At 47.0% G+C, this 13,576-nt stretch carries 14 protein-coding genes; all 14 read left to right on the plus strand.

Annotation, left to right across the window (positions count from 1 at the left end; translation table 11 throughout):
• The first annotated feature begins 12 nt into the window (after window positions 1–12).
• The gene (gene flhA, locus H615_RS0105610; RefSeq protein ID WP_027954223.1) at window positions 13–2,046 is read left to right on the plus strand and encodes a flagellar biosynthesis protein FlhA; all 2,034 of its coding nucleotides are present in this window, start codon (window positions 13–15) and stop codon (window positions 2,044–2,046) included.
• Window positions 2,043–3,146: a flagellar biosynthesis GTPase FlhF gene (flhF, locus tag H615_RS0105615; RefSeq protein WP_027954224.1), complete on the plus strand. Its 1,104-nt coding sequence runs from the start codon at window positions 2,043–2,045 to the stop codon at window positions 3,144–3,146. The genes flhA and flhF overlap by 4 nt, the downstream gene beginning before the upstream one ends.
• Window positions 3,130–3,999 carry a MinD/ParA family protein gene (locus H615_RS0105620; RefSeq protein WP_027954225.1) on the plus strand — a complete coding sequence of 290 codons (870 nt, stop codon included), beginning with the start codon at window positions 3,130–3,132 and terminating at the stop codon, window positions 3,997–3,999. The genes flhF and H615_RS0105620 overlap by 17 nt, the downstream gene beginning before the upstream one ends.
• A complete protein-coding gene (locus H615_RS0105625) occupies window positions 3,999–5,045 on the plus strand; it encodes a protein-glutamate methylesterase/protein-glutamine glutaminase (protein WP_027954226.1) in 1,047 nt (348 codons plus the stop codon). Before H615_RS0105620 ends, H615_RS0105625 begins: the two co-directional genes overlap by 1 nt.
• A 4-nt stretch (window positions 5,046–5,049) precedes the next feature.
• Window positions 5,050–7,032, plus strand: coding sequence for a chemotaxis protein CheA (locus H615_RS0105630; RefSeq protein ID WP_027954227.1), 1,983 nt, complete (start codon window positions 5,050–5,052; stop codon window positions 7,030–7,032).
• 14 nt (window positions 7,033–7,046) lie between these two features.
• Window positions 7,047–7,517 (plus strand): chemotaxis protein CheW, encoded by a 471-nt coding sequence (locus H615_RS0105635; protein WP_027954228.1) that lies wholly within the window; start codon window positions 7,047–7,049, stop codon window positions 7,515–7,517.
• Window positions 7,510–8,043 carry a chemotaxis protein CheD gene (locus H615_RS0105640; protein WP_051254597.1) on the plus strand — a complete coding sequence of 178 codons (534 nt, stop codon included), beginning with the start codon at window positions 7,510–7,512 and terminating at the stop codon, window positions 8,041–8,043. The genes H615_RS0105635 and H615_RS0105640 overlap by 8 nt, the downstream gene beginning before the upstream one ends.
• A 51-nt stretch (window positions 8,044–8,094) precedes the next feature.
• The gene (locus H615_RS0105645) at window positions 8,095–8,865 is read left to right on the plus strand and encodes a FliA/WhiG family RNA polymerase sigma factor (RefSeq protein ID WP_027954230.1); all 771 of its coding nucleotides are present in this window, start codon (window positions 8,095–8,097) and stop codon (window positions 8,863–8,865) included.
• Between the two features lie 37 nt (window positions 8,866–8,902).
• A complete protein-coding gene (locus H615_RS0105650; RefSeq protein ID WP_027954231.1) occupies window positions 8,903–9,325 on the plus strand; it encodes a hypothetical protein in 423 nt (140 codons plus the stop codon).
• A gap of 166 nt (window positions 9,326–9,491) precedes the next feature.
• Window positions 9,492–10,229, plus strand: a complete 738-nt coding sequence (gene rpsB, locus H615_RS0105655; protein ID WP_027954232.1) for a 30S ribosomal protein S2 — start codon at window positions 9,492–9,494, stop codon at window positions 10,227–10,229.
• A 125-nt stretch (window positions 10,230–10,354) separates the two neighbouring features.
• Entirely contained in the window at window positions 10,355–11,239 is an 885-nt protein-coding gene (tsf, locus tag H615_RS0105660) for a translation elongation factor Ts (RefSeq protein WP_027954233.1), read from the plus strand.
• A 117-nt stretch (window positions 11,240–11,356) separates the two neighbouring features.
• The gene (gene pyrH / locus H615_RS0105665; protein WP_027954234.1) at window positions 11,357–12,079 is read left to right on the plus strand and encodes a UMP kinase; all 723 of its coding nucleotides are present in this window, start codon (window positions 11,357–11,359) and stop codon (window positions 12,077–12,079) included.
• 3 nt (window positions 12,080–12,082) lie between these two features.
• Window positions 12,083–12,640, plus strand: coding sequence for a ribosome recycling factor (gene frr, locus H615_RS0105670; RefSeq protein WP_027954235.1), 558 nt, complete (start codon window positions 12,083–12,085; stop codon window positions 12,638–12,640).
• A gap of 154 nt (window positions 12,641–12,794) precedes the next feature.
• Entirely contained in the window at window positions 12,795–13,562 is a 768-nt protein-coding gene (locus H615_RS0105675) for an undecaprenyl pyrophosphate synthase (protein WP_027954236.1), read from the plus strand.
• Window positions 13,563–13,576: the final 14 nt, after the last annotated feature.

Consider the following 13,576-nt stretch of genomic DNA (forward strand, 5'->3'; position numbering starts at 1 on the left):
AGGAGTGCCCTTATGTCACCAAGAGATTTATCCGTCCTGTTAGGTGTAATATTGATCATCATTATGCTTGTTATACCTTTACCTGGGTGGCTCCTCAGCTTTTTTATTCTTATTAATATCACGCTTGCCCTTATCGTTATTTTAGTATCCATGAATATGGATGAGGCGCTCCAGTTTGCCGTCTTTCCGACCCTTTTGCTGCTGCTTACGTTATTCCGTCTTGGTCTGAACGTATCAACAACGCGTTCGATTCTTTCTGAGGCGGAAGCCGGTGGTGTTGTAGAAACCTTCGGAACTTTTGTCATTGGTGGTAATCCTCTCGTTGGTTTTGTTGTATTCATCATCCTTGTCATCATACAATTTTTAGTTATTACCAAAGGGGCGGAACGGGTTTCCGAAGTAGCTGCTCGTTTCACTCTTGATGCGATGCCGGGAAAACAGATGAGTATTGATGCCGACTTAAACGCAGGCATGATTAATGAACATCAGGCTAAGGAACGACGAGGAAAAATTGAGAATGAGGCCGATTTTTACGGAGCCATGGACGGAGCCAGTAAGTTCGTAAAAGGAGATGCCATCGCCGGAATTATTATCGTGATCATCAACATCATTTTTGGATTGATTATCGGCATGGCCCAGATGGGCATGTCTTTTAATGAAGCTATTGATACATATATGCGTCTGACCGTTGGTGACGGACTCGTCAGTCAGATTCCGGCCCTGCTCATATCGACCGCAACCGGAATTGTAGTCACAAGAGTCGCCTCAGAAGGGAATTTGAGTTCTGATGTGACCAGTCAGCTGCTCCGCTATCCAAAGCTTCTTTATATTGCAGCCGCCTCCATCTTCCTTCTCGGCCTGACCCCGATTCCCATTTTCTTAACGAGCCTGATCGCCGGAGTGCTGGCGTTTGGAGGGTATCGCCTTTCCAGGCAGTCTGAAAAGCAGGACATTGAAGAACCGGAGGAGACCGATGAAGCAGAAGGGGATCAGATGCGGTCGCCGGAAAATGTAGTTGACCTTATTAGTATGGATCCGATTGAATTTGAGTTCGGTTATGCCTTAATTCCTATCGCCGACACGAGTCAGGGGGGAGATCTGCTCGATCGGATCGTTATGATCCGGCGGCAGCTTGCCATAGAACTCGGCCTTGTCATTCCTGTCGTGCGTATCCGTGATAACATTCAGCTCAGTCCCAACGAGTACCGGTTGAAAATCAAAGGAAACCAAGTTGCAGGTGGAGAGCTTCTGCTGGATCATTATCTGGCCATGACCCCAGGTGATGAGGATGACGGAGTCGAGGGCATGGATACCGTGGAACCTGCGTTTGGACTCCCGGCTAAGTGGATTACAGAAGATGTAAAAGATGAGGCGGAACTGTCAGGATACACCGTTGTCGATCCTCCATCTGTCGTTTCGACTCACATAACGGAAGTGATTAAGCGTCATGCCCACGCCCTCCTTGGCCGTCAGGAAACCCAGCAGCTGATCGATCACTTGAAGGCCTCCTATCCAATATTGGTTCAGGAAGTCACCCCTGACCCACTCAGTGTCGGGGATGTTCAAAAAGTGCTGGCCAAACTGCTGCGTGAAAACATCTCAATTAAAAATCTGCCGGTCATTTTTGAAACACTGGCCGATTTTGCGAAGATGACCAATGATACAGAATTGTTAGGTGAGTATGTGCGCCAGTCTCTGTCTGCACAGATTACGAGTCAGTTTAAGGGTGGTCATGATCAGATGAAAGTGATTACGGTTTCCGGTCAAGTGGAGAAGCTGGTCGCTGATCATATTAAGCAGACGGAGCATGGCAGCTATCTTGCCCTTGACCCTGAAAGGCAACAGGCGGTATTACGCTCTGTAGCTGAACAGGTCGAACGGGTCACTCTTCAGGAGGAGACGGCGGTCGTCCTTTGTTCGCCGGCTGTGCGAATGTACATGAAGCAGCTGCTGGACCGGGCGCTGCCCCAGGTCGTCGTGCTTTCTTATAACGAATTAGATCCAAGTGCAGAAGTCCAGAGTGTCGGGGTGGTGAATGTATCGTGAGAATAAAAAAGTTTCACGGAGTGTCGATGCCGGAAGTTATGAAAAAAGTGAGAAGTGAATTTGGAACAGAAGCCGTGATCTTAAGCTCTAAAGTTATCAAAAACGGGGGCTTTCTCGGGTTGTTTAAAAAAGAAATGACAGAAGTGGTCGCAGGTATGGACCCGGATGTTCCAGTTGAACGAAAGAAAGCAATACCCTCTGAACCACTTCTGGATAAGGGGAATAATGGAGAAAACCAGAAGATTCTGGATGAAATTACTCAGTTGAAAGCCATCATTCAAGATGGATCAACAAGGAATCCAGCTTTGTCCCCGTTGATGCAGGAGTTGGAACAATATTTATCAAGACAGGGGCTTCAAAAGCCATACGTTCAAAGCCTTGTCACTTCCATACTGGAAAAGTATGAACCTCCGAACAAACGTGGTGATGTAAAGAGGATGGCGGTAGAGGAATTGACAGACATGCTGCGGCAGATTCCGTCCGGGCATACGTTTCAGAAACGGTACATTCACTTGTTCGGGCCGACAGGAGTCGGAAAGACGACCACCCTGGCCAAGCTGGCCGGAGATGCGGTGTTGAATAAGGGGTGGAAGGTTGGGTTCATAACAACCGATACGTACAGAATTGGAGCAGTTGAGCAGTTGAAAACCTATGCCGGAATTCTTAATGCCCCGGTCGAGGTGGCTTATAACATGGTGGATTACAGGTTGGCGAAGGAAAAACTGACGGATGTTGATCTTGTTCTCATCGATACCGCAGGGCGGAACTACCGGAATCGTGCATTTATTGAAGAGCTCCAGAACGTGATTGATTTCGAAGAGCAGGCGGATCATTTTCTTGTCTTATCCTTAACGAGTAAATATGCGGACATGCAGGCGGTTTATGATAACTTTTCTTTCTTACCTGTGGAGAAGATTATTTTTACAAAAGAAGACGAAACATCAACACTGGCGGATGCCGTCAATCTGATCTTGGAGAAAAAACGGGGGCCGGCCTATATTACAAATGGACAGGACGTGCCCGATGATATTCAAAGCATGTCTCCCGGAAAAATAGCTGTCCAGCTTATGAAGGGGTATACCGATGAAGGATCAGGCTGAGCTTCTTCGGACACGTATGATTTCCCGTGAATCCAAGCCTCCTGCGCGGGTGGTTGCCGTTGCCAGCGGAAAAGGAGGGGTCGGGAAATCGAATATCACGATAAATATGGCCTTATCCCTGTGCCGCTCCGGGAGGAAAGTGTTGGTGCTGGACATGGATGTCGGAATGGGGAATGTGGATATTCTTTTAGGACGAACATCGGCTTTCAGTCTGCCTGATCTTATTCGGAACCGGCTGACGTTTCAGGAAATTATTGAACACGGGCCTGGCGGGCTCGATTATGCTGCCGGCGGATCTGGTTTGACAGAGTTGTTCAATATGAATGCAGAGGACTACGAATTTTTGAACCAGCAGCTTGAAGACGTCTCGAAAATATATGATGTCATCCTTCTTGATATGGGAGCGGGGATTACAGAAAGCAGCCGCTCATGGCTGCTTTCCGCTCATGAAGTCATTATTGTGACAACGCCGGAGCCTACGTCGATTACCGACGCTTATGCACTGATGAAACAGCTGGTATATCTAAACCCCGTACTTCCTTTCTCGTTTATCGTCAATCGGGCGCAGACCAGACCATCGGGGGAACGCACATTGGCTCGTCTGCAGGAGGCTGCGCATAGATTTTTACATGTTGACGTGCATCAGCTCGGTGTTGTTCTTGAAGATCGGCAGGTTCTTGAAGCTGTTTTGAACCAGGTCCCTTTTCTGATCCATGCCCCTTCAGCAAAAGCGAGCCGGGCCGTGGATCAAATCACCGGACGGTTTTTAAACCGCGCATCATACAGGATCCATTTGGAAGAACCGGGATTTTTGGAAAAATTAAAACGGCTCGTAAGGAAGGGGGAAGCGTAGTGAAAGAAATCAAAGTACTGGTCGTCGATGACTCAGCCTTTATGAGACGGGTGTTGAGCGATATGCTCCAGCGGGATCAGCGCATCAAGGTGGTGGGTGCTGCCAGGAATGGACGGGATTGTCTTCAAAAACTGAAGCAGGTTCAACCCGATGTGATCACGATGGATGTGGAGATGCCCGTCATGGACGGCCTGTCCACTCTGGAGTGGATCATGAAGGAAACACCGCTGCCTGTCGTCATGGTGTCCAGTCTTACTAAAGACGGGGCCGAGAGCACGTTGAAGGCGATGGAACTTGGCGCCGTCGATTTCATACCAAAACCTTCGGGCGCTATCTCTCTTGATATGGAAAAAGTAGAAGCTGAAGTAATAAAGAAAGTGAAAGGCGCGGCGGAAGCAAGGGTAAGAACATTGCCATTGAGCCATCCTGTTGAAAATCCTCCCTCTGTTTCATTCCAAAAAGGGAAGAAGAAACGGGTCGTAGCGATCGGCACCTCTACAGGAGGACCGAGAGCTCTTCAAAAGGTTCTCGCCGCCCTTCCGGAACAACTGCCGGCGCCGCTTTTGGTCGTTCAGCATATGCCGCCGGGATTTACTAAGACCCTGGCTGACCGGCTGGATAAGCTTTCTTCCATCACCGTCAAAGAGGGGGAAGATGAAGAAGAGTTGAAAAATGGTGTCGCTTATATTGCTCCTGGAGGAACTCATATGACGGTTGTTCAGAAAGGGGAAGGGCTTTTCCTTGAATTAAATGCCCAGGCACCTGTGAATGGACATCGGCCGTCCGTCAATACATTGTTTCAGTCCCTTGCTGCTGTACAAGGGTGGACGGTTACAGCGGTTGTGATGACCGGGATGGGCACGGATGGACTGGAAGGCATGATCAAGCTTCGAAGCAGCTGTCCGACCTACACGATTGCAGAATCTGAACAATCCTGTGTCGTCTATGGGATGCCGAAAGCGGTCGTTAAGTCAGGACTGGCTGATGAAGTGACAGATGTCTCGAATATAAGCGCCGCAATCGTGCATGCGCTAGAGAAGGGGTAAAGAAATGGAAATGAATCAGTATTTAGAAGTCTTTATTGATGAAAGTAAAGAACACCTCCAAGCCATCAATGATCATCTGCTTATTTTAGAAAAGAACCCGCTGGATACCGCTATCGTCCATGAGATTTTCCGTTCAGCCCATACCTTGAAAGGTATGGCGGCAACGATGGGATACCAGGATTTATCGGACCTGACCCACAACATGGAGAATGTGCTGGATGCGGTCCGCAATGAACAGCTTCAAGTGAATGAAGGGGTGCTGGACATCGTCTTTGATGCGGTCGACGACCTGGAAGCAATGGTCATGGATATTGCTGATGGCGGGACTGGGGAGCGGAATGTAGACAACGTCGTCCGAAGACTTGAAGCGGTTGAAAAGGGTGGAGAGCAGCTGTTAATAAGTCAAAACCCTCTGGATGGAACCCAAGAAACAGAGCTCCAGATCGATGCATTTACTAAGAATGTGATCCATATGGCAGAAGAGTCCGGGAATAAGGCGCTGGTGATTCACACACGCCTTCGGGACGATTGCCTGTTAAAAGCTGCGAGAGTGTATATGGTTTTTGAAGTTCTTGAACAAGCGGGAGAAGTCGTCGCTGCCTCTCCATCTGTTGAAAAACTCGAAAATGAAGAGTTTGAGAACAGCTTTACCGTTCTTTTGATTTCAGAGGGGTCAGAAGATGACATCCAAGCAAAAATTGAAAAAGTGTCAGAGGTGGAGCACGTTTCTGTTGAGCTGTATAAGGAAGAGGAAACACAATCGATGGAACAAACCCCGGTTCAGCCTCAACCAGAAACAAACAACAGGGCAGGAAAAGAAACGAGTAAACCATCCTCCAGCGGGCGTACGATCCGGGTGAATATTGATCGTCTGGATGCTCTTATGAACTTGTTTGAAGAACTTGTGATTGACCGGGGACGCTTGGAACAGATTTCGGCCGACCTTGCCCATCAGGAGCTTCAGGAAACGGTGGAGCATATGACGAGAATATCCAGCGATCTGCAGAGCATCATTTTAAACATGCGTATGGTTCCGGTTGACCAGGTGTTTAACAGGTTCCCGCGTATGATCCGCCAGCTTTCAAAAGATTTACATAAACGTCTGGAATTAACCATTACGGGCGCGGATACAGAATTGGACCGCACCGTTATCGATGAAATCGGAGATCCGCTCGTCCATTTAATCAGGAATGCGGTGGATCATGGCATTGAGAGTCCTGACGAGCGTGAAGCCAAAGGGAAACCTGCGGCAGGGAAAATTGAATTAAAGGCTTATCACAGTGGCAATCATGTATTCATCGAAATCAAGGATGACGGAGCAGGGATCAACCGTACGAAAGTGGTCGAGAAAGCCGTCAAAAATCAGGTCGTTACAAAAGAGCAGGCCGAGGCAATGTCTGATTCCCAAGTGTTTGATTTGATTATGGAAAGTGGATTTTCCACGGCTGACCAGATTTCGGATATATCAGGGAGAGGTGTCGGCCTTGATGTCGTCAGGAACACCATCGAATCCCTTGGCGGGGCTATTACAATTGAGTCGGAGTTTGGAGAAGGCAGCCGGTTTTCCATCCAGCTCCCTCTGACACTTTCCATCATCTCTGTCATGCTGGTTGAGGTGCAGAAAGAGAAATATGCCATCCCGCTTTCTTCTATTATAGAGACCGCTATTGTGAAGAAGAAAGATCTGCTGCACGCCCATAACAAAAGGGTGATGGATTTCCGCGGCAGGGTCATTCCGCTCGTCTACTTGACAGAACTTCTTCAGGTGCCTGTGGAACGGGAAGAAGATGATGATTATTCTGTTGTGATCGTCCGTAAAGGTGACAAGATGGCAGCTCTTGTCGTCCACTCATTCATTGGACAGCAGGAAGTGGTTTTGAAGTCTCTCGGTGACTATCTATCCGGAGCGTTTGCTATTTCCGGCGCCACTATTCTTGGTGATGGTCAGGTGGCATTAATCCTGGACAGCAATGCGTTAATCAAATAAAAGGAGGGATTTTCATGACAGAATATAAAGGGCACGCTCAGAAAGTCATCGTTTTTCAAATCCAGGACGAGGAATATACCCTCCCTGTCCAAACGGTGGGGTCGATTGAAAGAATGGTGCCGATCACCCGGGTACCGGGAGCCAGGTCTTTCGTAAAAGGAGTCATCAACTTAAGAGGGGTCGTCACTCCAGTGATAGATCTGCGGGAAAGGTTCGGCTTTGAACCGGCTCCGGAAACTGAACAGACGAGGATCATTACAGTGACAATTGAAGATATGAATGTTGGTTTGATTGTGGATGCTGCCAACGATGTTCTGGACCTCCAAGACGATTTGGTCGAGCCGCCTCCTGAAGTTGTCGGCACTGTGGAAGCCGCTTATATTCATGGCGTGGCGAAAATGGAAGACCGTTTATTTATCCTTTTGAATCTGGAAAAAGTGCTGGATAAAGAAGATGTTTTGGAATTGGAAAAGATGTATGGATAATTCCTGGACCATTTCTGGACAATCCCGGGTTATACACGACCAAAAAAAGCGTATAAGAATCGGGATCGGACAAATGGCTGCTGCGGGAACGGATGCCTTACTCACCACAACAGGACTTGGTTCCTGTGTTGGAGTGGTGCTGTACAACGGGAAGGGCATGGCCGGCATGATTCATATTATGCTCCCGGAAGCGCAGACGGCTCTCCATGGGCGTGTTAACCGATGGAAGTATGCAGATACGGCTGTTGATGACCTTGTTGATTCTCTCATCAACAAAGGGTGCAGGCCCGGGAGCTTAAAAGCGAAGATCGCAGGAGGGGCTCATATGTTTTCGGTGAAAGATCAGAGTCCAAGGATTCGTATAGGAGAGCGGAATGTGAGTGCGGTCAAAAGCCGCCTTACGGAGCACCTTATCCCGATCATTGCGGAGGATACAGGCGGACAGGTCGGAAGATCCATCCTATTTAATGTGGAAACCAGTGAAATGAACATAAAAAAGGCCGGCGGCGGTGAGCTTCTATTATGAGAGGATGCGCCCGGTTCAATGAAAAAATGAAAAAATGCGGGGAGGATGAAAATGGCAGGTGGTTTATCTCCTCAGGAACAACAATGGTGGAATTTATGGACGAACGAAAGAGACGGTGAGGCGGCCAACCAGCTTGTCCAGCTTTACGATTATCTGGTGAATTATCACGTCCATCGGATTACGGCTCATTTACCGAAGAATGTGAGCAAAGACGATGTAAGAAGTCTCGGAATGCTTGGTCTTTATGATGCATTGAAAAAGTTTGACCGGTCCCGGGATTTAAAATTCGATACGTACGCTTCCTTCCGCATCCGCGGTTCGATTATTGATGGTTTGAGGAAGGAAGACTGGCTGCCGCGTTCGGTGAGGGATCGGACTAAAAAAATCGAACAGGTGACAGAGGAGCTTGAGCAGAAGCTGCAGCGTCCAGTCACGTCCAAAGAAGTGGCAGAAGCTGTCGGAATATCCGCCCAGGAAGTAGAAGCGGCTGTCAAGGACTCATTGTTTGCCAATGTCCTTTCTATGGAAGAGAAACCGAAAGACGGGGGCGAAGATCATAAGGAAGGCATCGGATACTCGATTCCTGATGAGGAAACCGGTTCTCCGGACTCCTCGCTCATCAAACAGGAAAACTATAAGGAACTGGCGGAGCAGATTGACCAGCTGAAGGAAAAAGAGAAGCTGGTGATCAGTCTTTTCTATAAAGAAGAGCTCACGCTTACGGAAATCGGCCACGTCCTGAATTTAACGACGTCCCGAATTTCACAGATCCATGCCAAGGCGATTTATAAACTAAAGCAGTCCCTCCAGAATGTGATGTAGCTGGGGAGCGGACGGGGAAGAAAGGATGTGACTCTCCTTGACATCATTTGTATTAGTGATCAGTTTTCTAATTGACGGTTTAATTTTATTCGGCCTTATGATAATGATGAAAAAAATCCGCCGGACTGAAGAACTCGAGCTTCGACAGGAAAAGGTCGCTGCGGAGATCGAAGACTTGTTTTCCTCTTACCTGTATGAAATTAAAGAGGAAAACAAACGGATGGAAGCCTGGGCTTCTTCAGGCACCGGTTCAATGGAAGAGACCATTAGCCCTGTGAAAGAAACGAAAGGCGGCGGGTACGAGCCTCCCCTTCCGGATGAAGGAACAGGAGAGGAGCAGCCCTCGATTCATTCTATGGTCATGAATATGAAAAAGGATGGGTGGTCTGTGGAGGAAACAGCGAAGGCCTTGAACAAAGGAAAAACAGAAGTGGAACTGATGTATAAGTTTAATCAGTAAAAATGCTGAAAAAACTTGAACCATTCATACCTTTGTGGTATATTTACTGACGGTGTCAATACACACGCCTTTGGATCTGCTTGTGAGGTTGCTCCGATAAGGAGTTCACAGGAAGGAAATGAAAAGGGCGGAGGATACTAAAAAAACCAAAACAGGAGGAACAAACATGTCTGTAATTTCTATGAAACAGCTTCTAGAAGCTGGTGTTCACTTTGGACACCAAACACGCCGCTGGAATCCGAAGATGAAGAAATACATCTTCACGGAGCGTAACGGCATTTATATCATTGACCTTCAGAAAACAGTGAAGAAGGTTGATGAAGCATTCAACTATGTGAAAGAGGTCGCTGCTGACGGCGGTAACGTTCTTTTCGTAGGTACGAAGAAACAAGCACAGGATACTGTACGTGATGAAGCTACCCGCTGTGGTATGTACTACATCAACCAACGCTGGTTGGGCGGTACCCTTACAAACTTTGAAACGATCCGCAAACGTATTAACCGTTTGAAAGATATCGAGCGTATGGAAGAAGACGGTACTTTCGATGTACTTCCTAAAAAAGAAGTCGTTGACATGCTTAAAGAAAAAGATCGTCTTGTTAAATTCCTTGGCGGTATTAAAGAAATGAAGAGCCTTCCTGATGCAATGTTCGTCATCGATCCTCGTAAAGAGCGCATCGCGATTGCTGAAGCTCATAAATTGAATATCCCAGTTGTAGGTATCGTTGATACGAACTGTGACCCTGACGAAATCGATTATGTCATCCCTGCAAACGATGACGCAATCCGTGCTGTCAAACTGCTTACTTCCAAGATGGCTGACGCTGTCCTTGAAGCGAAGCAGGGGGAAGAAACAGAAACAACTGAAGAAACTGAAGCTGCTGTAGAAGCTGCTCAGGAGTAAGAAGGGTCTAAAGGTGATAAGGGGGTATACCTTTATCACCTTTTTTAAAGAATTCCTTTTATTCAACCAGTTCCGGTACAAGGCCGGACTGTTTAACCTTGTACATTATAAAGGAGGCTTTCACAATGGCTGTAAATGCAAAGATGGTAAAAGAACTACGTGAAAAAACAGGTGCTGGAATGATGGATTGTAAGAAAGCACTGACTGAAACTGATGGTGACATGGACAAAGCGATCGAATGGCTTCGTGAGAAAGGGATTTCCAAAGCGGCTAAAAAAGCAGACCGTATCGCAGCAGAAGGTTCTGCAGCAATTGAAATCTCCGGAAACACGGCTGTTCTTTTTGAAGTGAACTGTGAAACAGACTTCGTTACGAAAAACGACCAGTTCAAGGAACTTCTTAAAGATCTTGGACAGCACCTTGTATCCCAGAAACCTGCCTCTGTTGAAGAAGCTCTTGAACAGAAGCTTCATGGAGAAGGCGAAACACTAAGCACATACATTACAGAGCGCGTAGCGAAAATCGGTGAGAAAATCTCCCTTCGCCGTTTCTCTATCAAAGAGAAAACAGACAATGACGCATTTGGTGCCTACATTCACATGGGCGGCAGCATCGGCGTATTGACTGTTCTTGAAGGTTCTACAGATGAAGCTGCTGCTAAGGATGTTGCTATGCACGTAGCTGCTGTAAACCCTCGTTATGTTTCCCGTGATGAAATTCCTCAGGAGGAAGCAGAAAAAGAGCGCGAACTTCTTAAAACACAGGCCTTGAACGAAGGCAAGCCTGAAAACATCGTTGAAAAAATGGTGGAAGGCCGTTTGAACAAGTTCTTCGAGGAAATCTGCCTGCTTGACCAGAGCTTCGTTAAAGATCCGGACCAGAAAGTGAAGCAGTATGTTGCTTCCACAAGCGGCCAGATCACGAACTTCGATCGTTTCGAAGTCGGCGAAGGTATGGAAAAACGTGAAGAAAACTTCGCAGACGAAGTCATGAGCCAAGTTAAAAAATAATGATGGTGAAAATAGGGGACACTGCAGGTGTTCCCTATTTTCAAAAAGGCTACATACATGATATACATGCTATGAGCAGCCATGTTCGACTTTTAGAAAAACACACGGGAGGTAACTATGACTACTGCTCGCTATCGGAGAATTGTATTAAAATTAAGTGGAGAAGCCTTAAGTGGAGAAGCAGGATTCGGGCTTGAGCCAAGCATCATAAAATCTGTGTCACGTCAGGTGAAGGAAGTGGCTGAACTGGGCGTGGAAGTAGCGGTTGTTGTCGGTGGCGGCAACATCTGGCGCGGCAAGGTCGGTGCTGAAATGGGCATGGACCGTGCAAATGCTGATTATATGGGAATGCTTGCTACAGTCATGAACTCACTTGCTCTTCAGGACAGCCTTGAAAACTTAGGGATCCCAACCCGTGTCCAAACTTCTATCGAAATGAGACAGGTGGCTGAACCTTATATCCGCCGTAAAGCCATCCGTCATTTAGAGAAAAAGCGTGTAGTTATTTTTGCTGCCGGAACAGGAAACCCGTATTTCTCAACAGATACGACGGCTGCCTTAAGAGCGGCTGAAGTTGAAGCGGATGTCATTCTTATGGCGAAAAACAACGTGGACGGCGTCTATACAGACGATCCGAAAACGAACGAGGATGCCGTGAAATATGATGAGCTATCCTACATGGATGTTCTAAATGAAGGGCTGGGCGTTATGGATTCAACGGCTTCTTCATTATGTATGGACAACGATATCGATTTACTGGTATTCTCGATTACGGAAGATGGTAATATTAAAAAAGCCGTTATGGGCGAAAACATCGGAACCATTGTGAGGGGGAAATAAATTATGTCTGAAGCTGTGATTAATGAGACGAAACAACAAATGGAACAAGCGGTTCAAGCTTATTCCCGTCAACTTGCCACGGTAAGAGCGGGTCGTGCGAACCCTTCCATTCTTGACAACGTATATGTGGATTACTACGGTGCAGCTACACCGTTGAACCAACTGGCGCAGGTATCAGCGCCTGAACCACGCCTGCTTGTCATTACTCCATATGACAAAACAGCCATTGCAGAGATTGAAAAAGCGATTCTTAAAGCAGACCTTGGTCTTTCTCCATCCAGTGATGGTAATGTTGTACGTATCAACATTCCGGCACTTACAGAGGAACGTCGTAAGGACCTTGCTAAAGTTGTAGGAAAGTATTCGGAAGAAGCGAAAGTACAGGTTCGTAACATCCGCCGCGATTCCAACGACCGTTTGAAGAAGCTTGAAAAAGACGGTGAATTGACAGAAGACGATCTTCGTTCCTATCAGGACGATGTGCAGAAGCTTACGGACCAGAACGTAGAGAAGATCGATCAACTGGCTAAAACAAAAGAAGAAGAAATCATGGAAGTTTGATTTTTCTCTAACCTCATATGCCATAAAGTGGTAAAGCCGCGCTGTAGATGTTTGGCAGCGCGGTTTTCTTTTTTTCACCAGCTGCGGGTCTCGGCATATGCGTTTATTTTAGTATATAATAGAAAGATGGAAGAAACGGACTGGAGGATTAACGATGCCAATCAAGTTTCCATTCGCAAAAACAAAAAAACAAGCAGAAACACAGTCGCTCGGCCTTGACCATACTCATCTTCCGAAGCACGTGGCCATCATCATGGACGGAAACGGCCGCTGGGCTAAAAATAGAGGAATGCCGCGGATTGCGGGTCATAAAGAAGGCATGGGTGTTGTAAAAAGGATTGTCAGCTATGCTTCTGACCTCGGTGTTCAGGTTTTGACCCTGTATGCTTTCTCCACAGAGAACTGGAAACGACCGAAGAATGAAGTGGAGTTTCTCATGAAGCTTCCTGTAGATTTCCTGAATACATATCTGCCTGAATTGATTGAGAAAAATGTCCAGGTCCGTACCATTGGTGATTTTGATGTTCTGCCTCCACACACGAAAAATGCCGTCCAGGAGGCCATCCAAAGAACGAAAGACAACGATGGACTTGTACTGAATTTTGCCTTGAATTACGGCAGCCGTTTTGAAATGGTGCACGCCGTCAGGCAGATCGCAGAAAAAGTGAAAGAGGGCGTCCTCGATCCATCAGATATCAGTGAAGAAATGTTTTCATCAGAGCTGTATACGTCTGAGCTGATTGAGCCGGATCTTCTCATCCGCACAAGCGGGGAGCAGCGCTTAAGCAATTTTCTGTTATGGCAGCTTGCTTATGCAGAATTCTGGTTTACAGAGGTGTATTGGCCTGACTTTAATGAAAGCCATTTCGAAAAAGCTCTTTATGATTTTCAAAATCGCAAACGTCGGTTTGGCGGAGTATAAGGTGTGAATGAAGA

Origin of the sequence: Halobacillus kuroshimensis DSM 18393 (assembly GCF_000425705.1) — a bacterium.
Taxonomy (GTDB): Bacteria; Bacillota; Bacilli; order Bacillales; family Halobacillaceae; genus Halobacillus; species Halobacillus kuroshimensis.

Bases quoted from the DNA above. Each gene is read 5' to 3' on its own strand.
- pyrH (WP_027954234.1), top strand. From the start codon at position 11,357: ATGACTACTGCTCGCTATCGGAGAATTGTATTAAAATTAAGTGGAGAA.
- H615_RS0105640 (WP_051254597.1), top strand. From the start codon at position 7,510: ATGGATAATTCCTGGACCATTTCTGGACAATCCCGGGTTATACACGAC.
- H615_RS0105635 (WP_027954228.1), top strand. From the start codon at position 7,047: ATGACAGAATATAAAGGGCACGCTCAGAAAGTCATCGTTTTTCAAATC.
- H615_RS0105620 (WP_027954225.1), top strand. From the start codon at position 3,130: ATGAAGGATCAGGCTGAGCTTCTTCGGACACGTATGATTTCCCGTGAA.
- H615_RS0105675 (WP_027954236.1), top strand. From the start codon at position 12,795: ATGCCAATCAAGTTTCCATTCGCAAAAACAAAAAAACAAGCAGAAACA.
- frr (WP_027954235.1), top strand. From the start codon at position 12,083: ATGTCTGAAGCTGTGATTAATGAGACGAAACAACAAATGGAACAAGCG.
- flhA (WP_027954223.1), top strand. From the start codon at position 13: ATGTCACCAAGAGATTTATCCGTCCTGTTAGGTGTAATATTGATCATC.
- tsf (WP_027954233.1), top strand. From the start codon at position 10,355: ATGGCTGTAAATGCAAAGATGGTAAAAGAACTACGTGAAAAAACAGGT.
- rpsB (WP_027954232.1), top strand. From the start codon at position 9,492: ATGTCTGTAATTTCTATGAAACAGCTTCTAGAAGCTGGTGTTCACTTT.
- H615_RS0105630 (WP_027954227.1), top strand. From the start codon at position 5,050: ATGGAAATGAATCAGTATTTAGAAGTCTTTATTGATGAAAGTAAAGAA.
- H615_RS0105645 (WP_027954230.1), top strand. From the start codon at position 8,095: ATGGCAGGTGGTTTATCTCCTCAGGAACAACAATGGTGGAATTTATGG.